The organism is Herpetosiphon sp. (assembly GCF_003512625.1).
Taxonomy (GTDB): Bacteria; Chloroflexota; Chloroflexia; order Chloroflexales; family Herpetosiphonaceae; genus Herpetosiphon; species Herpetosiphon aurantiacus.
The window spans coordinates 1-20,776 of record NZ_DOPT01000002.1 but is presented as its reverse complement, the minus strand read 5'-3'; the positions used below and the strand labels follow the sequence as shown (position 1 = coordinate 20,776).

Below are 20,776 nucleotides of genomic sequence, written 5' to 3'. Positions count from 1 at the left end.
CGATGCCAATAGCAAAGCTAGTACCAACAGCCTAATCTGCTTGGGGTCACATGGGCTAACTCCATGGTTAACCATTGCTGATCGTAGGCTCAGCCTTTGGATTACCACCACAAGCACGCCGTGCCGCCAACAAATCCGCTACGTGTTCAGGAGCCAAGGGTTGCAAGCTGCCTATGCTCAGCGCCGTCGAAATAATTGTAGCGGCTTGTTCAACCTGCTCAGTTCGGTGAAAAGCTTTGGTCAGGCTACTAGCAACGGTCAACGAACCATGGTGGTCTAACACCACCGCATCGTGATCACAAATAAACGGCTTGATTGCCTCGCCCAGCGCTGCTGTACCAGTGCGAGCATAAGGCACAGTTGGAATTTTGCCCAAGGTCAGAATAATATCCTCTAAAAGTGGCTGGGTCAGCTCGATACCAGCAATACTACAAGCTATCGTTCGTGGTGGATGAGCATGGACACAAGCGCGAACATCGGGGCGCACCGCATAGACCGCCAAGTGCATCAACAATTCACTCGAAGGTAAGGGGGTCTGTGGGTCGAGCGGGACTCCCTGACGATCAACGATAATTAAATCGTCAGGCTGAAGCAGACCTTTGCAATAGCCCGTGGGTGTGGTCAAAATGCGTTGTTGATCGAGCAATACCGAAAAATTGCCGCTATACGAAGGAGTCCAGCCGCGTTCATAGAGCCAGCGGCCAATTTGCACCATCTCATGGCGAGATTGTAACTCGTAGTCAGAATTCATGGAAAAAATCCCCCCAAAGGTGGACTAAAACGGCCTATATCCCCTGATATAACACCTAAAAGCTCACCCGTACTAGCAAAAAAATAGGAAAACATAACTAATAAATGGCTAAAATTCAGTTCAGGAAATGCTGCAAGAACGCGTATAATGGCAATGTTCAGGCTCTCACCCCCATTGCAACTGAAAGGCACCCTATGTATCGTTTTGAACGACACGCACCATTTGACCTGACTGTGTATGCTGATCCTGGTCAAGATCGGAGTGGCCCGCCATTAACGCAAGGTGGTATTTTCTTATTAATTTCAACAACCGCCTCCGAACATTGTTCACCAGAGATGCTCGATGTCTTGGATGAGATTGATCCTGAGGCATGGTATCATGGCCAACTATTAGAAACCATGCTCAACAGCTTCGAAGATCAAGATCCAGCCTTGGTGGTCGATGTTGGCAAGAACATCTATTATTCGATGGAAACCCAATTTCGGGCAGTTGGCATTCAAAAGCCCGAAGATGTGATTACAACCATTCCAATGATGTGGGTGTATGCAACTCGTGGCGATGGTGGCGAATGGCGCACCCGCATGACTGGCGATAAAACCGCAATCATTGAAATGGAACAACCCTACAATTGTATGTTTGAACAAGGGGCAATGCAAGGAGCGCTGGAGTGCTTCGATGCCCGCGATGTTCAAATGAACCATTCTAAGTGTATCCGCAATGGCGATGCCTTCTGCGAGTTACATGTTTCTTGGAAATAAATCCTATGGATCAACCAGAGCGCCCAGAGCAACCAACGCCTCCAGCATCGACCAACCAATCACGACTTTCACGTGAAGATCGGGCGCTAATTCGCACGATTGGCAGTACGTTGCGCAAAGTTATTCAAGGCGAGGCTGCTGAACATCTTGTGCTTGATCGTCGCGATGAACTCGGAATTTTGGCCAATATGGTCAATCGAGTCAGCAAAGAGCTTGCGCTCTCCCGCGAACAGGATCAAAAACACCTGGCGGAGCTTGAAGCTCGGCTAGCCGAGTTGAAGGCAGCCCGCGAAACCGAAGAACGACTGCTGTATACGATCGATGAAATTTCAACCCCGATTCTTAATATTTTTACCAACGTGGTGTTGATGCCATTGATCGGTGCAATCGATAGCAATCGCGCTCAACGCATGATTGCGCTCTTGTTGGAGCATGTCGTGCGCACGCGAGCGAGTGTCGTGATTTTGGATATTACGGCGGTTTCATTAATTGATACCCAAGTGGCCAATGTGCTGATTCGGGCAGCGCAATCGTGTAATTTGCTTGGTGCTGGCGTTATTTTATGTGGCATGACCCCTGATGTTGCCCAAGTTGTCGTAAGCCTTGGAATTGATCTTTCGATTTTTCAAACCACCAGCGATTTACAAGAAGCGCTCTCGACAGCCCTGCGTACCCTCAAGTACCGTATTCAGCCTATGTAAAGCATAGACTATTGGCCTATTGAGCCTAGTACTGACATCTAATACAGTATATGCAGTCAGGACAGATGCAAAAGCTGACTCGCAGATTCACACTTGACACCTCATTCCAGCCCTACGTCATAGCTAATAGGTGGTGAATTTGCGGTCAGTCTTTTTTAACCGAAAACGAGGGACGTTATGACGCAACTTAGCCGCCGTACATTCTTGAAAAGTCTCGTTGCAGGTGCTGTGGTAGTTGGTTTTGACCGTGCTACTAGTTCGTGGGTCACTTCAGCCCACGCCGCCGAGCAACTCGCGCCAAATTTCCCAACGTTCGATGGTGTGTTGTACACCGATGCCGCCACCCGCGCCGAAGCAGCCGATGATTACGGTCATATTATTCACCGTACTCCCAATGCTGTGCTCAAACCTGGCTCAGTCAATGATATTGTGCGCCTCGTTCGCTTTGCCAAAAATAACAATATTAAAATCTCAGGTCGTGGTCAAGGTCACTCCACCTATGGTCAGCCCCAAATTCAAGGCGGGGTGGTGATCGATATGAGTACCATGAACGCGATTCATGAAATTGGCCGCGATTATGTCATTGCTGATGCTGGATTGAAATGGCATCAACTGCTTGATAGCACCTTGGCCGAAGGCCTAACCCCACCTGTGATGACCGATTATATTGAGCTATCAATCGGTGGCACATTGAGCGTCGGCGGGATTGGCGGGGCCAGCCATCAACATGGTGTGCAAATCGACAACGTAATTGAATTGACGGTTGTTACCGGCGAAGGTAACTTAGAAACCTGTTCAAAAAACCGCAACAAAGATTTATTTGAATCGGTGCTTGGTGGCTTGGGTCAATTTGCCATTATTGTGCGGGCTAAGCTCAAATTGATTCGCGCCGAAACCCATGCTCGTGTCTTCAACCTGTTCTATGACGATATCGAAACTTTTACTGGCGATCAAACCCGCTTGATTCGCGATGGTCGCTTCGATTATGTTGAAGGCCAAGTCGTACCCAAGGCTGGTGGTGGCTGGAACTTCATGCTCGAAGCAGTCAAATATTTCTCAGCCAACAACACGCCTAACAACACCCGCTTGTTGCGTAATTTGAGCTACAACCAAGGTACAGAAGTTATTTCGGATACGACCTATTTCGCGTTCTTGAATCGCTTGGAAGCAACCGAAGCCTTCTTACGCTCAATCGGTGTTTGGTTCTTGCCACACCCATGGTTCGATGTATTCGTCAAGAGCCGCCACGTCAATCAATATGTTGGCAATATCTTGGAAACCTTGACCCTCGACGATACTGGCCAAGGCCCAATCTTGCTCTATCCAGTCAAGACCAACAAATTTACCAAGCCATTCTTCCGCGTACCCGATGGCGAAATCGTCTTCTTGTTTGATATTTTGCGCACCGCGCCAAATATTCCTGAGGTGATCAACGCCATGATGGCTAGCAATCGCGAGTTGTTTGAAACCAACCGCGACCTTGGTGGCAACCGCTACGCAATTGGGGCAATCGAGTTCGACCAAAACGACTGGCGGCAACACTTTGGCAATGTCTGGAACGACTTCCGCCGCGCCAAGAACCGCTACGATCCTTGCAATATCCTTGGTGGGGGCCAAGGCATATTCTAAGCCGAAGATCGTGGTTTCCAACGCCTATCGAATTACTCGATAGGCGTTTTTGTTTGGTGATTGATCCACGAAGGATATAGCCGATTGGCTGGAGGCACTTGGCTATCGGAACAATTTTTGGTATTTTAATCCAATCTCCGATAGCCGATAGTCTGTAGCCTTACTTGGTGATTAAAAAAATCTGATTCCTTGCCTCTGCATCCTGATATCTAGTTCTAGTACAACTCAACCCGTCGATCACGAAAGACTGGCAGGAAGTCGCGGGCTTTGGCAATGCTGGCAAGATCAACAGTTGCAGTCAATAGGCCAGCTTGATCATCGCCCTCAACCAAAACCTTGCCCCAAGGGTCAATCACGACGGAGTGACCACCAAATTGATTAGCACGGTCGCTGCCAACCCGATTACAGGCGATGACCACAGCTTGGTTTTCGATCGCCCGTGCGCGAAGCAAGGTACGCCAATGCTCAATTCGCGCTGTTGGCCATTCAGCTGGAATAATTATCACTCCTGCGCCAGCCAAGGCGTAACGCCGAAACAATTCAGGAAAGCGTAAATCGTAGCAAATGGCGCATGCACTTGTGCCCCAAGCAGTTTCAAAAACTTCGGCTTGCTGACCAGCAGCCAGATAGCGATCTTCTTGCATCAAGCCAATCAGGTGGGTTTTGCGATAACTATGGAGACGTTTGCCCTGTGCATCATATAGCGTGGCCGTGTTATAAACCTGCTCGCCATCACGTTCCAGCAATGAGCCAACAATCGCCAAATGATGGCGGGCCGCCAAAACCGCGACTTCTTCAAACAAGCCCTTGCCGAGCGGATCGCTCAATTCGTGGGCTTGTTCCAGCAGATAGCCAGTGCCCCATAACTCTGGCAACACCAACAGCGCTGCGCCTGCCATCTCGGCACGCGCAGCAAGTTGACGCACCGTCGCTAAATTGGCTTCGCGATCGCCCAACACTAAATCGATTTGAGCAAGTGCCACGGTTAACTGCATTGGTTTTTTCCTCTATTGGCCAGTGCTGCCAGCAGCAGGCGCAGGCAAATTACCATTAATATCGGGGAAGGCCTCGCCATTATAGGCTCGTAGCACATCAACTACCGCTGGCAAGGCCAGTGTCCCCGATCCGTCGCCCAAATCGCCAGTGCCTTCGAGCATCGCTAAAATTGCTACTTTGGGATTATCGAACGGCGCAAAGCCAACAAACCACGAGTGCGAACGCAAATATGGCCCTTCGGCATACTCGGCGGTTCCAGTTTTGCCCGCCAAATCCAGCCGATCAAGATCGGTCAAAATTGCGCCTGCAGGTTTGTTATTGCCATTGGCGATCCGATTGTAGGCATCGGGATCACGGACAGAGCGCCGCATGCCTTCACGAATAATCGCCCAATGCTCAGGTGCAAGTTCAATCGTGTGTTCAATCACTGGGGTCAGCGTAATCGTGTCGGTGCGGTTCAAATCGGTGATCGCTTTGACAACTTGTGGTTGATAGACTGAACCACGATTGGCGGTAGCGACGGTAGCCCGTAGCAATTGCAATGGCGTAACTTGCACATCGCCCTGACCAATTGCGGCGATATAGGTATCGCCAACGCCCCAACGTTCGCGGCGCTGTTTCTTCCACTCTTTATTCGGAATAATCCCTGAATCTTCGCCTGGCAAATCGATCCCGGTCAGTTTATCGAAGCCAAACTCGCCCGAAACCGTCTCATACAAGCGATCAATCCCCAAGCCACCTTTGATTTGTGGATCGGTTGGTTTGAGATTGGTAACATAATCGGTACCGCCAGCAACCGTGTTGAAAAAGACGTTCGATGAAACTTTCAAAGCATCGGAAACGTTGATCAGGCCATTGGCGCGGCGGTTGGAGTTAGGATATTGGTTGGTCAAAGCTTCGTTATATTCGTTGCGCACAATCAAAAAGCCAGGGTCTTGAATCTGCGTGCCAGGATTGATGATATCGCTATCTAAGGCAGCGGCAGCCGTAAATTGCTTGAAGGTCGAGCCAGGTGGATATTTACCAGCAATTGCCCGATGCAGCAACGGCGTGTTTTCTTCATCGGTAAATAAATCGGTAATTTCCTCGACCTCACCGCGATTAAAGGCGTTGTTATCGTAGGCTGGCAAGCTGACCGAGGCTAAAACCGCCCCTGTGTTGACATCCATCACCATAATCACGCCTTTGTTAATCGGGTCGTATGAGGCATATTTAGCTTGATCTTTGCCTGGCGTGTTGGCTAAGCGCACGCGGCGTTGATCGGCAACATCGAGCCATTTTTGTAAAATTGCTTCGCTGGCTCGCTGCAAATCCATATCAATATTCAAAATCAGATTTTTGCCATCTTCCATTGGCTGCAACACCGTTGGCTCGCCGACAATCCGATCCGAGACATCAACCGAAATTTGATTGGTGCCCAACTTGCCGCGCAAGGTTGATTCGTAATAATTTTCGATTCCATCGACCCCAATCAAATCACTTTCGAGATATTGGCGCGGGCCGTCAGCATCATTGGTGGGGTTATAACGAGCCAGTTGCTTGTCGTTAATCCGAATCATATAGCCCAATAAATGCGAGAGCGATTGGACTTCGGCACTCAGTGGGTAATCGCGCTGGAAGCCATCGACCACCCGCACGCCGGGCAAGGCCAGCGCATTTTCGCGAATCGCCAAGGCGACATCATCAGGAATATTTTTGGCGACTGGCACAACCAAATAGCCAGGCAGGTTGGCTTTGGCTAGTACCTTTTCAACCCCAGGTTGCAGGGTGATCACATCGGTATAGGCTTGGCTTAATTGCAGCGCGGTCAAGGCCTTGCCCATGGGCACGGTCACCGTGATCGATTGCGCTGGCGCGAAGTTGGTATCGGCAGGCAAAATTGGCGAGATGCCATAAATTGCTGCGGCCAAAGCTGGATCTTCTTGTAATTTAGTGGTTGGCGAGAGCGTGAAGGTATCGCTGAAAGGCAATAACATACTCAGCCGCATATACACCGCATTGCGCTCAGCGCGTTTGCGCGGCAGCGATTCGGCTTGAATTCCCAAGATCGAGGTGGGAACCGAGGCTGCTAGCAGGGTTGTGCCATCGCTGGCAAAAATCTCGCCACGTTGGGGAGCAACATAATCGCGGCGGGTAATATTTTGCTCAATTGAAGCGCGTGAAGTTGCGGCGCTACTGCCAAATTGCAATTGCTGCAATCGCGCGAGCAAGACCACAAAAATAATTAAGCTCACGACCCGTAAGCCGATCAAGCGACCGCGCATAGGGTTCTCCTTGATGATAAAGTTTAGTGGCGGATTTTGCGCTCGTTCCACCATTGCAAAACGAGGAAGGTTGGCAAAACCGCAATCGCATTGATAATCATGGCTGGCACAAGCACCACAATCGCCCAACTCAGCCAATCGTCGGTGCCACCGCGAAACACTTGGGTAACTAAGTGATATAGCGGGGTCAAGCCGATGGTTAGTAAGAGCGACGTTGGCCATGTATCGGGTGGGAAGCGCTCGGCAGCAAGGCTACAAACCCACGTAACCAGCAATAAAGCCAAGGCATGGCTGCCAAACGGCGAGTAGCCCACCACATCAATCAGCAAGCCACCATACATAGCGATGGCAGCACCCTTAGCGGCATCGGCTAGCAAGGTCCAACAAACCACCGCCAACAACACCAAATTTAAGTGGGCATTAAAGATCGTTGGCAAGAGCGTTGTCTGAATAATCACGGTTAATCCAACGATCAGGGCCAACCAAAGCTGTCCGCGCAGCCGTTCGCTTAATCTTCGCCGACGATAATCCATACAGTCCGCACTACATCAGGATCAAAATATGGTTCAATATCGGCTTGTTGGCCGTGGCCGTCGGGGCGAATTGCGCTGACACGGCCAATCGGCACATCGGGCGGAATCCGTGCAGCAGGTGCATCGAAGGCCAATGCTTTGCTAATACCAGCGGTCAACACATCGTCGCCAACGCTGAATTTAGCGTCACGATCGATATGGCGCATAATCAAGCGTGAGCCAAGTTGCCATTGACCAAGCACATCGCCCATTGGTTGGCTGATGCTACCGCTTTCTTGTTCGCTGGTTACCTGCGATAACACCTGGCCGCTCACCACCGAACGCGCATCGGTAATGAGCAAAACTGTGGCATTATGTTGGCTGACCGTATCGACCAAGCCAATTAGCGCATCGGGGCTGCCATTGACGTGTGAAACCACAGGCATGCCCACGGCCAAGCCATCAACCGTACCACGATCGATGCTTATCACCCGATTGCCAGCATCGGCGGAGCGACTGACCACATTGCCAATCACCGTGCGCCAGCCATAGCGTTCGCGCATGCCAGCAGTGCGGCGCAAGGTTGTGTTTTCAGCGGCAGCGCTGCGCAATTGGACATTTTCGTTTTCAAGTTCGGTGACCCGTTCTTGCAAGGCTGCCAAATCTTGGGCGGCTTGCGACGAGCCAAAAATACCGCCGAAGGTATCGCTAATCGCTAAACGAATATTCGTCAGCGTGCGGGTAACTGGAGTCAAAACGCGAGCCGTACTGTCGGTAACTGGCGTAAGAATCCCCTGTTGATCGAGCAATAACAGCACAACCACAAAACATGCCAGCCAAACGATCAGCTTGGTTGCCCGTTGGGCGTTGCCTGAGCGACTTAACATGACTACCCACGTTTGATGCGACGCGATTCTTGCGAACGCCGAATCGTGTCACGGTATTTATCAAATTCCTCGATCATTTTGCCTGTGCCGCGTGCCACACACGATAACGGATCTTCGGCGATATGCACTGGCATTTTGGTTTCAGCAGCGATCCGCCGATCAAGGCCACGCAGCATCGAGCCACCACCAGCCAAGGTAATGCCATGCTCCATAATATCGGCGACCAATTCTGGCGGGGTTTCTTCCAAGGCAGTGCGCACCTCAGAAACAATATTGGCAACTGGGCCAGCAATCCCTTCGCGCAACTCAATGCTGCTAATTTCAATCGCTTTGGGCAAGCCTGTTAGCAAATCGCGGCCCCGTAGGGTAACTTTGATTTCTTCTTCAAGCGGATAGGCTGAGCCAGCGGCGATTTTGGCTTTCTCGGCCATGCGCTCGCCAATCAGCAAATTATATTCACGCCGCGCGAAGGCAATCACAGCCTCGTCAATTTCGTCGCCAGCGGTGCGCAACGAGTGGTTAATCACAATCCCGCCCAGCGAGATAACGGCCACTTCCGTTGTACCGCCGCCAATATCGACAACCATTGAGCCAGTTGGTTCGGTCACAGGCAAGCCTGCACCAACAGCCGCCGCCATTGGTTCTTCGATCACATAGGCTTCGCGAGCGCCAGCATTCATTGCGGCATCGCGGGCGGCGCGTTTTTCCACGTCGGTCACGCCCGATGGCACACCGACGATTACGCGTGGGCGGCCAGCGATGCTAGCGCCAACATGTTTATGGGCTTGGTCGAAAAAATACTTCATCATCTTTTCGACAACATCAAAATCGGCAATCACACCATCGCGGAGCGGGCGGACTGCTACAATATTGGCAGGGGTTTTACCGACCATGGCCTTGGCCGCAGCGCCAAAAGCTTGGGGAATTCCAGTGCGTTTATCAATAGCCACCACCGATGGCTCAGAAATAACAATGCCTTTGCCGCGTAAATAGACTAAAGTATTGGCAGTGCCTAAGTCCATGCCAATATCGCGGCTAAATGAGCGAAAAAATGATCTAAACATATATAGTGCGACGATCTTTCTGCTGCAGCGCTCGCGTGGATGATTGGCAAGAAGTCAAGGTGCAGGCCGGAGCCACAGCCCCGCAAGCGGGTTTTTTATCCAAAAAAGAAGGGCTTTTGGCCCTCGTATAAGCGCCATTATAGCATAATCACGTCAAGCGAGACCCGTGTTAAGCTGATAGCTAGCTGATAGCAAGGCGCTAAAACCGCCATCACCGAGGATGTTGCCATGATTCGAGTTGCAATTGTTGAAGATCAACGGATTGTTCGCGAAGGCTTGATTGCTGTTTTAGAGGATGAAGCGACGATTGAGATTGTGGGCGAGGCTGCTAACGGCCAAGCAGCCCTGGATTTGTATGCCCAAGAACTACCCGATGTCGTTTTGATGGATTTACAAATGCCCGTAATGGATGGCCCCACCGCGATTGGCCAACTCTGTCAGCGCTGGCCCCAAGCCAAAGTGCTGGTGCTCACCACCTATGCGACTGATGAGTTTATTTGGGCGGCCTTGCGAGCTGGGGCCAAGGGTTATCTATTAAAGGATGCATCGGCAGATGAATTGGTTTCGGCGATTCAGGCCGTTGCACGTGGTAGCACTCACCTTGCGCCGGATATTGCCGCCAAACTGGTGGCTGGCGTGAGCAATCCCCAACCGGAATCGCTAACCCCGCGTGAGTTGGAAGTGCTGCACCTGCTGGGGCGTGGGCGCTCCAATGGCGAAATTGCGCTTGAGTTGGATATTGCTTTGCGCACGGTTAAAGTGCATGTGCAAAATATCTTGGGCAAGCTTGGGGCGACCAATCGCACCGAGGCTGTTAGTATCGCCGTGCGCCAACAATTAATCAGCCTTACATGATAGGGATGCAGGGTAATGTTTCAGATTGTCGTATTCATTCGTGGCTGGCTACCCCCAAGGATTAACCAACTTCTCACCAAAACAGGACAATTAGCGGCGGTTTTTTGCCCAAGCCTTTGTTACAATAGATAGCACGATTATTGTCAAGATAGATAAAGGGTTGCCCATGGCTTCATCAAGCAGTTTTATCATCGTTCTTTTAGTAGTGGCAGTGATTGGCTGGTTGGCCACTGTCCATTGGATTCGGACACATGAGCGAATTTCAGCCCGACTGAAGCGACTTTTGGTGCTCCCTGCTTGGTTTCCATGGATGGGCGCGGCGCTCGGTGTACCGGTGATCCGCGGTGATATGCCACTGGGCGATTTGGGCAAGGCCATCGCGAGTTTTGTGGTTGGCTTAGGTGTATTTTGGTTAACCCGCCGCGAATCCTAAATATTTCCTCGGCCACATCAATCAAATAACCAGCTTTTTTAGCAAAATAACCACTTTTAGCTTGAACCCATGGTTGACGTAAGCGAACCATGGGTTTGCTTATGCCTAGCCCCCTAAATAGGAATAATGGGCTGTTATTCATTCAATAGTTGTATGCAAAAATTAGCATATCGTGATATGATTAACCCATTGCTGCTTAGACAGGAAGCCAACAGATGCTTGAAAAAAGAACTTTAGCTCAAACATTGCATATTCCACGGCAATGGCCATATATGTTTCGGGCGCTGAACCATCGCAATTTTCGTTTATTTTGGTTTGGCCAACTTATTTCGCTGATCGGCTCATGGATGCAATCGCTGGCATTGCAATGGCTCGTCTATCAACTGACTGGTTCGGCTCTTGCGATGGGCACGGTCGCCGCATTAACCTCATTGCCTGTGCTCTTGCTCTCGCCATTTATGGGCGTAGTGGTTGATCGCTATGCCAAGCGCTGGGTGGTGTTTTGGGCGCAAATGGGCGCAATGATTTCATCGTTGATTTTGGCAATTTTGACCTTTAGTGATAGTGTGCAATACTGGCATGTTTTAGCCTTAGCGCTGGTCAATGGGGTAGTTAATGCCGTCGATATGCCTGCACGTCAAGCCTTTACCTCAGAAATGATCGGCAACCGTGATGATTTGATGAATGCGATAGGCTTGAATGCCTCGATTTTCAACGGTGCACGCGCGATTGGGCCAGCTGTTGCGGCAATGTTGGTGAGTGCTGTTGGCCTAGCTTGGGCTTTTTTGCTGAATGGCTTGAGCTTTATCGCAGTGCTCATTGGCTTGATGATGATGACGGGCTTGATTGCGCCAGCACCCCGCAAAAGCAACAGCTCATCAGTCAGCGATTTTATGGATGGCGCACGCTATTCGTTGCAAACACCCTTGATTCGAATTATTTTGGTGCTGGTGCTGGTGCCAAGCATTTTGGGCTTTGGCTATACCTCGTTGCTGCCAATTTTTGCCGACCAAATTCTGGTTACGCCGCTCATCCCTGAAGGTTCAACCCGCTTGGGCGCGATGATGGTGGCAAATGGGATTGGCGCATTGCTGGCGGCGCTGCGGGTTGCCCGTACTAATGCCCAAACTGATCGGCGTAAATTATTGTTGAATGGGGCGCTTGGGTTTGGCCTAGGCATCTGTTTGCTAGCCTTCAACCGCTCATTCTGGTTGGCCTTACCAATTATGACCTTTACAGGCTTTTCGATGGTTAGCTTTTTGGCTACCGCCAACACGATTTTGCAAACCACCGCGATTGATCGGTTGCGCGGGCGCGTGATGGGCTTTTATGTGATGACCTTGGTGGGCTTGGGCTTGGTTGGAAGTTTACAGGCTGGGTTTGTGGCTGAACATTGGGGCACGCCGATCGCTACTGGAATTGGCGGTTTGGCCTGTGTGATTTCGGCCTTGCTTGGTTTACGTTCCAAAGCCTTGTTGACCTTGGTTCCGCGTAACGAATAAGCTTGATGGGGGTACGCAATGGCGCGTGCAACAACGCCGTGATCGTTTTTAGGCGATCACGGCGCTTTTATTTTTAGCGACACACAAATAAACCGACTGATTTTTGAATTGGAAATAGGCCTTGATTGGCCGCTAATTGTTCGCTGACCAACTCGCGACAAACTGCCAAATGTTCCTCGCTCAAGCATTGGGTCGAGCGCACATACTCGACAATTGGCTCGACCTCAGTTACCGCCAAATTATTCTCAAATTGAATAATTTCGACCTGCTCAAATTGACTTTGGAGCAAAGCTTGGCCGCTTTCGAGCGTAAAGCTCAGGCTGAATGGTGTAACATCGGCAGTTGGATAGACTGCTTGAATCAGTTCTTTGATTTCGTGCATATGCTGGTTGCCATTAGTTGCGGCGAAAAAAACACCATTTGGTTTGAGCACTCGGCGAATTTCGGCCAACACCAGTGCTTGATCAGCAACATGATAGAGCATATGGTTGGCGATAACCACGTCAAACGAGGCCTCAGTAAATGGCAAATAATGGGCATCGACCTGACTAAAATTCAATTGAGCCAGATCGGCAAGTTGATTTTTGGCAGTTTGGACCATGCCCAACGAATGGTCGCTATAGCTAATTTGCAATTGGCCCAAATGCTGGCGATGCGCGTGCCATAAACGCCCAGTGCCACCGCCAAGCTCCAAAACTCGGCCTGCACTCGGCAATTGCATGACATCCCACAGCCAATCGACCCAATCTTGGGGATTGGTGCTAAATCGCTCGTGCATCGCGATGCGGGCTTGTAGATTATTGCTGGTGCCATATTGTTGGGCTAATTGCTGGCGCATGGTCATAATCAAGTGCTCCTATAATCTAGCCTAGCCTTGGAAAATATGCTGATTGTGGTAGTGCAAAAAGGCTGGATCAGGCTGAAATCGTGTAGGCAGTTCAATTTGCCGTTGATCGTAGGCCAATAATAGATCGTTTGTAGCTGAATTAGCTGAGGATTTGATGAGGGCTGAGGCAACGTGAATCTGGTAATTGGGAGTAATCGTGATCAGGCCACGATCAAAAGCCCGATCATGCAACGCATTCAAACATAGCCCATTATGTGGATTGACTCGTTGCTTGGCGGCATGTGCCCAAGGAACAATGTGGCTGGCATTTAACAAACTAGGAATATTTAAGCCAGTAATGCAGCAACGCTGATCATAGGCAGCAAGGACTATTTTACGAAAAAAGTGTTGATTAACGCGCACTCGACGCAGTTGTTCACGCTCTAAACCTTCAACAAGTGGCAGTTCAATCAGGTTTGTTTCAGGCTCTGCGGCCTCTGCTGGCGACAACTTTGCCAGCAATTGCTCGCTTTCAATAGCTAAGGCTTCCCAATTATTATAAAACTCATTCCAAATCGCTAAATCGGCTTTGCTGCCATGGCTGGCTCCCGCAATGCCACGTTGTTTTAAGCTTGGGTCAAGGCTGGCAAAATTTGATAATTTGAACGATACCGCTCCTGGCGAACGCCCGATTAATTGAGCTAAGGCGAGCACTTGGGGATTTTTAGCGTTGATCTTACCAAAGGGGATTTGATAATAGAGATTGAAGGCGAGAATCAATTCATCACGTTGCCAAAGGTTGCGAATCATTGTATTTGCTCCCTAAAAAACCAGCCATAAATCCAATGATTTACGGCTGGTTGCTGGCATCATTCGGTTTGCCGTTAAGCCTTATTCGGCGCTAACAAGGCTTCCACCCCGTGCCATACCTTTGGCAATCCGCACCGGATCGCCATTGTAGAGCATGGTTAGCGGGCCGGCCATGGCGCTAAATCGTTCGCTAGTAATTTGCCATTCGTGCATCCGGCTACCACCAAGATAAATCGGCGAGCCAGCGCGGAGCCAACCAAACAAATTGCGCATCAAATCAAGCACTGTTTTGGATCCAAGCTGAAACGGCACCAACATCACGGCCAACGACCATGGCTCCGTTGGGAAACCATCAGGGTCGCGCAATTCGTCCAGTTCTTGCAGCACGCTCGCCTGAGCAAATTGGGCTAATGCTTCGCTGGCAGCTTGCCAACGATCATATTCACTGGTGATTAGCACCAACTGACCATCGGGAATTTGCCGCGCCAAATGCACCGCCAAATCAACCAGCTCATCGCCAAACAAAATAATCCGATCGGCTGGTGATTCGGGCACAACCAAACCTTTGAAATGTGGAGCAACTAGGGTTGCATATTCGTTGCGCCGATCAGCCCGATTCTGTTCACGCGCACCACGTCCCTTTTGACGGGTCATGAAAACTCCTTAAACTTATTGTTGTTGCGCAAGTAAATTAACTTCCAGCCGAATCTCCTCGGCAGGAATTTCGACAACCATGGTTAATGCGGTTGGATTCTTGATCGGCAACGTGAGATCAAGCGTTGTGTTGGCGTTGGGCGGCAAATTCGCCGCTGCATCGCCTTGAGCAGCATAGACGGTGCCCGATTGGTCGGTAAAGCGGAAGGCTGCCAATGGTACGCGTAATTCTTTGCTGCTAATATTGGTAACGACACCTTTAATTTGTAAGCCCTCGCCCACTTGTTGAAGCGATTGAATATCGACTTTGAGCTTATCGTTGGTAACAACGGGCGTAATTGGCACTACCGCCTCGCCGCCTTGCAGTCGTGCAATCGCGGTTGAACTCCATTCCTGCACTGGGGCTGGTAATGGAATCAGGGGTGTACCAAGATTCTGGCTGGCCACTTGAGTAGCGTTAGCTTCGGCAAAACGGCTGCGGAGCGTCTGCTCACTATCAGGGTTACAAGAACGAGTTGAAACCAAAAAAATTAACACTAGCCCAATAATCACCCCAATCAGGGCCGGGGGTGGGCTATTGGTTCGTTGCGAAAACATCATCAACCTCCAGCACAATCGTAACGAGTATTGTACCGCGCTTTTAGCCAAACATAATCATCCAGGTAATACCCCAATCATAGGACAAAAATCCATGTTTTCGTTCAGAGCGATTAACGCTACAATACGGGCATCGCTCCCCTCGTAGTGATTTTGGCAAAAAGGAGTTCCACGGCGATGAGCTTCGAAACATATGACGACCTCTTTGAAGTGGTATCTGAGCAATACACGGCTCAAAAATATCGCGAAACGCTCGATCTACTTGATGCAGAGGGAGCGAAATTTCCCGAACATGCATCGATGATTGCCTATCTGCGCTCGTGTATGGCCGCACGGATTGGCCTGCCCGAACATGCGATTCAAATTCTTAGTGAGGCTGTGGCCCGTGGTTTTTGGTATGGGGCCGAAACGATTCGTCAAACGCCTTCGTGGATTAGCTTGCAAGGCGATCCTGAATTTGAGCGCTTAGCGGCAGTTTGTTTTCAACGCCAATTAGAAGCAGTCAAAGATCCCAAGATGTATATTTTGGGTCCAGATGAGCTAGGGCCGTATCCGCTGTTTTTTGCCTTACACGGCAACGGCGATAACAGCATGCACACTTTGTATGGCTGGAACAATCTGATCGATATTGATTGGATTTTGGCTGCACCGCAATCCGCTCAGGCTGAATCATCCGATGGCTATGTGTGGAACAATCAATCGGCGGCCTTACGCCAGTTGGTGCAGCAATTTGCCGATGTTAGCAACGAATACCAAGTTGACCCTGATCGGATTGTCTTGGCTGGTTTTTCGATGGGCGGCGAAACAGCCTTGCGCCTGGCCTTGATTGGGCCAATCGAGGCACGTGGCTTTGTACTGCTTGGTCCAGGCGGCCCGACCATCGACGACCCTGAGGAATGGTTGCCGGAAATTCGCGAAGCCAAAGGCCGCAATTTGCGCGGCTATATTTTGGTTGGCGAACATGATCGCACAATTCCTCACGACCAAATCAAACGCATGGTCAAACTATTAAATGATAATGGCATTCCCTGCGAGCTGGAAATTATTCCAGGCTTGCGCCATGCCTACCCCAGCAATACCTTGGAATATTTACAACGGGCTTTTAATTTTATTGGGGTTGCCTAAATGCGTTTAGGGTTGTTAGCCGATATTCATGGTGATGGTGTCGGCTTTCAACAGGCCTTGGCTTGGTTTGAGTCTCAGGCGATTGAGCAAATCCTGTGTGCTGGCGATGTGGTTGATCGCGGGCCGGATGCCGATGCGATTGTTCAAGGGCTGATCGCTCGCTCAATTCCTTGTATCAAAGGCAACCACGAATTCACCTTACTGCGCGAGCATGGCCGTTGGAGCCAAAGTAGCCAGCGCGAACGCCTCGCCAGTCGGGGCCGAATCGTCACCCAAGCCACTTTAGCGTATGTTGCTGCGCTGCCAACCAGCCTTCGTTTACAAGTGGAGCATCGCAGTTTGGTGCTGGCCCATGGTGCACCCTGGAGCGATGTCGTGGATATGTTGCCAGAAAGCCGAAGCAGCAAATGGCAACGGCTGGTACGTGAACATCCCAACGATCAGATTATTGTGCTTGGGCATACCCATCGCCCGATGCATGTGCGCTGCGGCCATTTGACGGTGCTCAATCCAGGCTCAGTTTATGGCGTAACGATTCGCGATAGCCACACCTGCGCCATCTACGACACCACCAGCGATAGCCTGACCCTCTACGATTTGCGCAGCCAACAAACCCGTATTTGTCCTGTGGTTGAGGTTGCGTTGGGGTAAATAAGAGTTACGAATCGAAACCACGAAGCACACGAAGTACGATTAGCATAATTATCCTCATTCTTAATTTTATCAAGCAACCATTACCTACCACAGCTTGCTCTTGAGCGGCAGGGTGTCGAACGATAATAAACTAAAAACCTGAGAATCCAGTATCACTTGAATCGGGCACATGGCCGATTGGCATGCTCGAAATTGATGTTATGCTCGAAACGAGTGTAGGATCGATTAAATGAAAGAAGGGTAATGGATCATTATGCGTATGGATGTTGCGATTGAGTATTTGCTGGGACGACTAGCCAAAGACACTCCAACGGAATCTTTTTCTGGTCTATTGCTGCAATTGACTTGGCTTATGGATGATCAGGGCGCAGATATTCATCGAATCATGCGCAACTGGCTTGACGCTGATCAGATTGAAAAAGTCAAAGTTGCGCTCGCGATCGATGAAGTTTTTTTACTTGAATCGGATGCAGAATATCAAGCAAGTATCACTCGGATTGTTAATCGTTGGCCCGAACTTGAGCCAATGTGTCGCAAATTTTATCAGCGTTGGGATGGTAGCAAACGTGGTATCCCCTTACCGAATCGGCGTAAAGCGGCTCCCGTGCAATCGCTCACCGACTGGCTACCGATTCTTGCTATCTATCAGCATCCAGAGATGGAGAAGGCAAAAGATGCTTTTTGGGCGGCTGGCTCAGCGAGTTTGCCTTATCTCTTGCCTCTGATTGATGATGGAACGACATGGGCAGCCAGTGAGGCTTGTGAATTGGTTGGCATTCTTGGCGATCCAGTTGCGATTCCAGTCCTGCGCAACGCATTGGGACGTGATTCCAATATTCCTGAGCTTGATATTGATATTTTGACTGCGTTGCGTCAATTGCATGATTCTGGCGGCCCATGGATTTATCCGATGCTCAATGATCCTTCGCCAAAACGCCGCGGATTTGCGTGTCAATATGTCGGCATAACCCAAGATTATGAGGCGCTGCCTTTAATTATCAGCTTACTTAATGATCCTGATCCTCGGGTTCGCAGTTTTGCGGTGGATACATTAGCTGTGTTCAAAGATGGCAAACCATCAGCAGTAATCGATCCGATTTTCTATAAACTTGTCATGGATCATCAATCGGGGATTCGATTGGAAGTACTACGATCATTTATGAAATGTTGTGACCCATTCTATATTCCATTTTTTATCACAGCGTTACGCGATCCATACTATCTCTGTCGAAGTGTCGCAATACAATCCTTGGGCAAAGTTGATCCGATTAATTTAGGTTGTTATCTTGATTCTATGGTAGACGAGACAGATAGCGATGTTCAAAGGACAATTAAGGCTTGGCGTGATTTTTGAATAGACAATAATCGGAGAGAAGCACGATGCAGCTTGAGCATTACCCCAGCCGAGAAACCACCATCGAACTCCCATCACTTGCGCTCCTTACGGCTCCAGACGATCAGCGCTCGATTGTTGGCATGGGCACAGTCTTGCGTAAGGTTGATGGCGGCCAAGCAATCATCGGCGTGATCGCGTTTGACCAGCTCTATTTAATTGTTGATAAAAAAGTTGTGCCCTTCATACCCGCCTTGTCCATTCGCCACGAATCGGGAACATTTATGGGCAACCCGAGCATCAACGCTGGCGCAACCAACCTCATCAACACACGCTATTGGAAAGCCCGCCCAGCGATTGTGGCCGCCCTCGATCCGGTTTACGATCAGATTGATGATACTGAACAGAACTTTTGCAGCTACCTAGCCTCCTGCTATGAAGACCTAAGTTGGCGAAAATGGGTGTATGAGCGCTATCAGCCAGCCAAAGAACCCATGAATAACACGCTGAATGAGGCCTTAGAATATTTATTGAGCCGCCTATCGCCGCATACTCCACTATTCTTTTTTGCCGAAATCATTCAGCAGTTAAGCTGGCTCGTTGATGAGCCGCGCGTGAGTGTGTATCGGATTATGCGCGAATGGCTTACCGCCGATGAGATCGAAAAAGTCAAAGTTGCGCTCTTGATCGAAGAAGTGCTTTTACTTACTTCCGATGAGGCTTATCAAACAACAGTTGCGCGGATTGTTGGTCGCTGGCCGGAACTTGAGCCAATGTGTTATGAATTTCAACAAATGTGGGAGCGCAATAAACGCTAGCAGCACTCCTTGCTAGCTAAATTCCCTAACTAATGAGAAAAAATAATGTTTAGGAGCAAGAGCCAGGGTAGGTAGCCCAAAAGGAGAGCTGATGAGTATGACCATGGATGCCGCGATTGATGCGCTGTTTGACCACTTAGCTAAGCAAACGCCCCCTGAATTTTTTGCTGAAATCCTTGACGACGTAGGCTGGCTGATTGATGATCCGACCATGGATCTGCATCGGACGCTGCGGGGCTGGCTGATTGGCGATGAGCTTGAAAAGGTCAAAGTTGCCTTGTCCATGCAATCAATGGCCTTGCTAGAATCGGATGCCGAGCGCCATGCTATCGCTGAACAGCTTGTGGGTCGTTGGCCCGAACTTGAGCCGCTGTGCCGTAGCTCGCCGCAACTACGGACGACAACACTCCCCAACCATCGATAACGACGCTGATTTTCGCCGCGAATCATAGATCATGAGGGAAGGGAGACATATTCATGGATATTCTCGATACCATCATTGCTAATGCAATTCAACAGTTTGATCTCATCGCTCCAGTTCAGGTGGTTACCCAATTTCCCAGTGTCAATCATCAGTCCATTCAGCTGCGGGCGGCGAATGGCGATTTTGTCATCAAGGTCTATACCACCGATCAGGATGAAGCAACACGGCGCTATGAACACATGTTGGTGCAGTGGCTCTCATGGCGGCCAGCCTCGTTTACAGTGCCTTTGCCGCTCAGGGGAAGAAGTATCGACTATTCGCACTATGACTATAATAGCGATCGTTTCTATAGTATCACCCCCTACATCGCGGGCGAAACACCCGACTTTCGCATGCATGCGGATGGCCAGTATCACCCATCTATCCAGCAATGGGCCTATGCAATGGGTACGGCACTTGGTGAATTGCAGACGATCCTCCAAGCCCGCCCCGCCCAGCAACGCCGTCCCATGGCCTTGTTTCAATCATTGCTGACCTATGCCCAACCGCGTTATGATCCGCTTCAACTCTCAGCCGCTCAGGTTGGCGGCTCTTCGGACGATGAAGCCCTGTGGACATGGTGGCGCAGCGAAGCAACCAGACTCATGGCGTTTGTGGCGAATGAATATCCTGACTTGCCCCAGCAACTCTGCCATAACGACTTTGCTCCGTCCAACCTGCTTATAAGCGATGGGCGGGTGGCAGCGATTCTCGATTTTGAATTTGCCTGCCCAGCGGCATGAGCGCTCGACGTGGCAATGGCCTTGTGCATGATCATGCAACTCGATAGCAATCCGGCAAACCCGTGGGCGGTGGCTGAGCAGTTTTGCCGCGGCTATGCCGAATGGATCACGCTCACCCCACAGGAAATTACTGCCATGCCGCACTTGATTGGCCTGCGAACCGCGATTCCGGTAATTTGGGCCTTGAGCAAAACCGAGCGACCAAACCCAACCAACCTAGTTCAGGCAATTCGCCGGATGCAGGCGAGCAAGGCATGGATGAGCCATCATCACCCACAATTGATCTCACTGTTGCAGACAGCGTTTGCTGCATGAACGATTGTCCATTAAATCGTGACCACATCTCACAGACACGAGGGAGAGACAATGAACAATTTAGCCTTTGTGCGACGTGAGGTCGC

At 50.2% G+C, this 20,776-nt stretch carries 23 protein-coding genes; 13 read left to right on the top strand and 10 right to left on the bottom strand.

From position 1 onward, the window contains the following. Window positions 1–67: 67 nt before the first annotated feature. Window positions 68–751 carry a class II aldolase/adducin family protein gene (locus DEF47_RS00665; protein ID WP_012192290.1) on the bottom strand — a complete coding sequence of 228 codons (684 nt, stop codon included), beginning with the start codon at window positions 749–751 and terminating at the stop codon, window positions 68–70. A 194-nt stretch (window positions 752–945) separates the two neighbouring features. Between DEF47_RS00665 and DEF47_RS00660 the strand changes: the two genes are divergently transcribed. The 3 genes from DEF47_RS00660 to DEF47_RS00650 all read left to right on the top strand — a co-directional run bounded on the left by DEF47_RS00660 (window position 946) and on the right by DEF47_RS00650 (window position 3,839). Continuing rightward, on the top strand, window positions 946–1,509 hold the full coding sequence (locus DEF47_RS00660; protein WP_041304955.1) for a hypothetical protein: 564 nt from the start codon (window positions 946–948) through the stop codon (window positions 1,507–1,509). 5 nt (window positions 1,510–1,514) lie between these two features. Then, window positions 1,515–2,210, top strand: a complete 696-nt coding sequence (locus DEF47_RS00655) for an STAS domain-containing protein (RefSeq protein ID WP_012192292.1) — start codon at window positions 1,515–1,517, stop codon at window positions 2,208–2,210. A gap of 177 nt (window positions 2,211–2,387) precedes the next feature. After that, entirely contained in the window at window positions 2,388–3,839 is a 1,452-nt protein-coding gene (locus tag DEF47_RS00650; protein ID WP_012192293.1) for an FAD-binding protein, read from the top strand. A 215-nt stretch (window positions 3,840–4,054) separates the two neighbouring features. On the opposite strand, the gene DEF47_RS00645 is transcribed toward DEF47_RS00650, so the two are convergent. The 5 genes from DEF47_RS00645 to DEF47_RS00625 are packed head-to-tail and all read right to left on the bottom strand — an operon-like array spanning window position 4,055 to window position 9,562. After that, on the bottom strand, window positions 4,055–4,834 hold the full coding sequence (locus DEF47_RS00645; protein ID WP_012192294.1) for a carbon-nitrogen family hydrolase: 780 nt from the start codon (window positions 4,832–4,834) through the stop codon (window positions 4,055–4,057). 12 nt (window positions 4,835–4,846) lie between these two features. Next, window positions 4,847–7,099: a penicillin-binding transpeptidase domain-containing protein gene (locus tag DEF47_RS00640; RefSeq protein ID WP_012192295.1), complete on the bottom strand. Its 2,253-nt coding sequence runs from the start codon at window positions 7,097–7,099 to the stop codon at window positions 4,847–4,849. Between the two features lie 23 nt (window positions 7,100–7,122). Next, window positions 7,123–7,632: a rod shape-determining protein MreD gene (gene mreD / locus DEF47_RS00635; protein ID WP_012192296.1), complete on the bottom strand. Its 510-nt coding sequence runs from the start codon at window positions 7,630–7,632 to the stop codon at window positions 7,123–7,125. Further along, window positions 7,608–8,498: a rod shape-determining protein MreC gene (gene mreC, locus DEF47_RS00630; protein ID WP_012192297.1), complete on the bottom strand. Its 891-nt coding sequence runs from the start codon at window positions 8,496–8,498 to the stop codon at window positions 7,608–7,610. Before mreC ends, mreD begins: the two co-directional genes overlap by 25 nt. 2 nt (window positions 8,499–8,500) lie before the next feature. Beyond that, window positions 8,501–9,562, bottom strand: coding sequence for a rod shape-determining protein (locus DEF47_RS00625; RefSeq protein ID WP_012192298.1), 1,062 nt, complete (start codon window positions 9,560–9,562; stop codon window positions 8,501–8,503). 228 nt (window positions 9,563–9,790) lie between these two features. On the opposite strand from DEF47_RS00625, the gene DEF47_RS00620 reads away from it, so the two are divergent. The 3 genes from DEF47_RS00620 (at window position 9,791) to DEF47_RS00610 (ending at window position 12,352) form a co-directional block, all read left to right on the top strand. Continuing rightward, on the top strand, window positions 9,791–10,417 hold the full coding sequence (locus DEF47_RS00620) for a response regulator transcription factor (RefSeq protein ID WP_012192299.1): 627 nt from the start codon (window positions 9,791–9,793) through the stop codon (window positions 10,415–10,417). Between the two features lie 166 nt (window positions 10,418–10,583). Further along, window positions 10,584–10,850, top strand: a complete 267-nt coding sequence (locus DEF47_RS00615) for a hypothetical protein (protein ID WP_041304957.1) — start codon at window positions 10,584–10,586, stop codon at window positions 10,848–10,850. A 215-nt stretch (window positions 10,851–11,065) separates the two neighbouring features. Next, window positions 11,066–12,352 carry an MFS transporter gene (locus DEF47_RS00610; protein WP_012192300.1) on the top strand — a complete coding sequence of 429 codons (1,287 nt, stop codon included), beginning with the start codon at window positions 11,066–11,068 and terminating at the stop codon, window positions 12,350–12,352. A gap of 73 nt (window positions 12,353–12,425) precedes the next feature. Here DEF47_RS00610 and DEF47_RS00605 read toward each other — a convergent pair whose 3' ends face one another. From DEF47_RS00605 to DEF47_RS00590, 4 genes are all read right to left on the bottom strand, one after another. After that, window positions 12,426–13,196 (bottom strand): class I SAM-dependent methyltransferase, encoded by a 771-nt coding sequence (locus DEF47_RS00605; protein ID WP_012192301.1) that lies wholly within the window; start codon window positions 13,194–13,196, stop codon window positions 12,426–12,428. 24 nt (window positions 13,197–13,220) lie between these two features. Then, window positions 13,221–13,988 carry an HNH endonuclease gene (locus DEF47_RS00600; RefSeq protein WP_012192302.1) on the bottom strand — a complete coding sequence of 256 codons (768 nt, stop codon included), beginning with the start codon at window positions 13,986–13,988 and terminating at the stop codon, window positions 13,221–13,223. 81 nt (window positions 13,989–14,069) lie between these two features. Continuing rightward, the gene (locus tag DEF47_RS00595) at window positions 14,070–14,642 is read right to left on the bottom strand and encodes a hypothetical protein (protein ID WP_012192303.1); all 573 of its coding nucleotides are present in this window, start codon (window positions 14,640–14,642) and stop codon (window positions 14,070–14,072) included. Between the two features lie 15 nt (window positions 14,643–14,657). Next, the gene (locus tag DEF47_RS00590) at window positions 14,658–15,239 is read right to left on the bottom strand and encodes a hypothetical protein (RefSeq protein ID WP_012192304.1); all 582 of its coding nucleotides are present in this window, start codon (window positions 15,237–15,239) and stop codon (window positions 14,658–14,660) included. A gap of 177 nt (window positions 15,240–15,416) precedes the next feature. Here DEF47_RS00590 and DEF47_RS00585 point away from each other — a divergent pair, with 177 nt between their 5' ends. The 7 genes from DEF47_RS00585 (at window position 15,417) to DEF47_RS00555 (ending at window position 20,690) form a co-directional block, all read left to right on the top strand. Then, complete coding sequence (locus DEF47_RS00585) at window positions 15,417–16,364, top strand: alpha/beta hydrolase (protein WP_012192305.1); 948 nt, start codon at window positions 15,417–15,419, stop codon at window positions 16,362–16,364. Further along, window positions 16,365–17,015 carry a metallophosphoesterase family protein gene (locus DEF47_RS00580; protein WP_012192306.1) on the top strand — a complete coding sequence of 217 codons (651 nt, stop codon included), beginning with the start codon at window positions 16,365–16,367 and terminating at the stop codon, window positions 17,013–17,015. A gap of 262 nt (window positions 17,016–17,277) precedes the next feature. Further along, window positions 17,278–18,372 (top strand): HEAT repeat domain-containing protein, encoded by a 1,095-nt coding sequence (locus tag DEF47_RS00575; protein WP_041304959.1) that lies wholly within the window; start codon window positions 17,278–17,280, stop codon window positions 18,370–18,372. Window positions 18,373–18,398: 26 nt separating this feature from the next. Continuing rightward, the gene (locus tag DEF47_RS00570; protein WP_012192308.1) at window positions 18,399–19,169 is read left to right on the top strand and encodes a hypothetical protein; all 771 of its coding nucleotides are present in this window, start codon (window positions 18,399–18,401) and stop codon (window positions 19,167–19,169) included. Window positions 19,170–19,260: 91 nt separating this feature from the next. Beyond that, on the top strand, window positions 19,261–19,593 hold the full coding sequence (locus tag DEF47_RS00565; RefSeq protein WP_012192309.1) for a hypothetical protein: 333 nt from the start codon (window positions 19,261–19,263) through the stop codon (window positions 19,591–19,593). A gap of 53 nt (window positions 19,594–19,646) precedes the next feature. Continuing rightward, window positions 19,647–20,375, top strand: coding sequence for a phosphotransferase (locus DEF47_RS00560; RefSeq protein ID WP_012192310.1), 729 nt, complete (start codon window positions 19,647–19,649; stop codon window positions 20,373–20,375). A gap of 27 nt (window positions 20,376–20,402) precedes the next feature. After that, a complete protein-coding gene (locus tag DEF47_RS00555) occupies window positions 20,403–20,690 on the top strand; it encodes a hypothetical protein (protein ID WP_287044907.1) in 288 nt (95 codons plus the stop codon). Window positions 20,691–20,776: the final 86 nt, after the last annotated feature.

Coding starts and splice junctions, on each gene's coding strand:
- DEF47_RS00645 (WP_012192294.1), bottom strand. CDS start 4,834: ATGCAGTTAACCGTGGCACTTGCTCAAATCGATTTAGTGTTGGGCGAT.
- DEF47_RS00570 (WP_012192308.1), top strand. CDS start 18,399: ATGCAGCTTGAGCATTACCCCAGCCGAGAAACCACCATCGAACTCCCA.
- DEF47_RS00585 (WP_012192305.1), top strand. CDS start 15,417: ATGAGCTTCGAAACATATGACGACCTCTTTGAAGTGGTATCTGAGCAA.
- DEF47_RS00615 (WP_041304957.1), top strand. CDS start 10,584: ATGGCTTCATCAAGCAGTTTTATCATCGTTCTTTTAGTAGTGGCAGTG.
- DEF47_RS00560 (WP_012192310.1), top strand. CDS start 19,647: ATGGATATTCTCGATACCATCATTGCTAATGCAATTCAACAGTTTGAT.
- DEF47_RS00575 (WP_041304959.1), top strand. CDS start 17,278: ATGGATGTTGCGATTGAGTATTTGCTGGGACGACTAGCCAAAGACACT.
- DEF47_RS00640 (WP_012192295.1), bottom strand. CDS start 7,099: ATGCGCGGTCGCTTGATCGGCTTACGGGTCGTGAGCTTAATTATTTTT.
- DEF47_RS00600 (WP_012192302.1), bottom strand. CDS start 13,988: ATGATTCGCAACCTTTGGCAACGTGATGAATTGATTCTCGCCTTCAAT.
- DEF47_RS00565 (WP_012192309.1), top strand. CDS start 19,261: ATGAGTATGACCATGGATGCCGCGATTGATGCGCTGTTTGACCACTTA.
- DEF47_RS00610 (WP_012192300.1), top strand. CDS start 11,066: ATGCTTGAAAAAAGAACTTTAGCTCAAACATTGCATATTCCACGGCAA.
- DEF47_RS00655 (WP_012192292.1), top strand. CDS start 1,515: ATGGATCAACCAGAGCGCCCAGAGCAACCAACGCCTCCAGCATCGACC.
- DEF47_RS00625 (WP_012192298.1), bottom strand. CDS start 9,562: ATGTTTAGATCATTTTTTCGCTCATTTAGCCGCGATATTGGCATGGAC.
- mreC (WP_012192297.1), bottom strand. CDS start 8,498: ATGTTAAGTCGCTCAGGCAACGCCCAACGGGCAACCAAGCTGATCGTT.
- DEF47_RS00595 (WP_012192303.1), bottom strand. CDS start 14,642: ATGACCCGTCAAAAGGGACGTGGTGCGCGTGAACAGAATCGGGCTGAT.
- DEF47_RS00605 (WP_012192301.1), bottom strand. CDS start 13,196: ATGACCATGCGCCAGCAATTAGCCCAACAATATGGCACCAGCAATAAT.
- DEF47_RS00580 (WP_012192306.1), top strand. CDS start 16,365: ATGCGTTTAGGGTTGTTAGCCGATATTCATGGTGATGGTGTCGGCTTT.
- mreD (WP_012192296.1), bottom strand. CDS start 7,632: ATGGATTATCGTCGGCGAAGATTAAGCGAACGGCTGCGCGGACAGCTT.
- DEF47_RS00665 (WP_012192290.1), bottom strand. CDS start 751: ATGAATTCTGACTACGAGTTACAATCTCGCCATGAGATGGTGCAAATT.
- DEF47_RS00620 (WP_012192299.1), top strand. CDS start 9,791: ATGATTCGAGTTGCAATTGTTGAAGATCAACGGATTGTTCGCGAAGGC.
- DEF47_RS00660 (WP_041304955.1), top strand. CDS start 946: ATGTATCGTTTTGAACGACACGCACCATTTGACCTGACTGTGTATGCT.
- DEF47_RS00555 (WP_287044907.1), top strand. CDS start 20,403: ATGATCATGCAACTCGATAGCAATCCGGCAAACCCGTGGGCGGTGGCT.
- DEF47_RS00650 (WP_012192293.1), top strand. CDS start 2,388: ATGACGCAACTTAGCCGCCGTACATTCTTGAAAAGTCTCGTTGCAGGT.
- DEF47_RS00590 (WP_012192304.1), bottom strand. CDS start 15,239: ATGTTTTCGCAACGAACCAATAGCCCACCCCCGGCCCTGATTGGGGTG.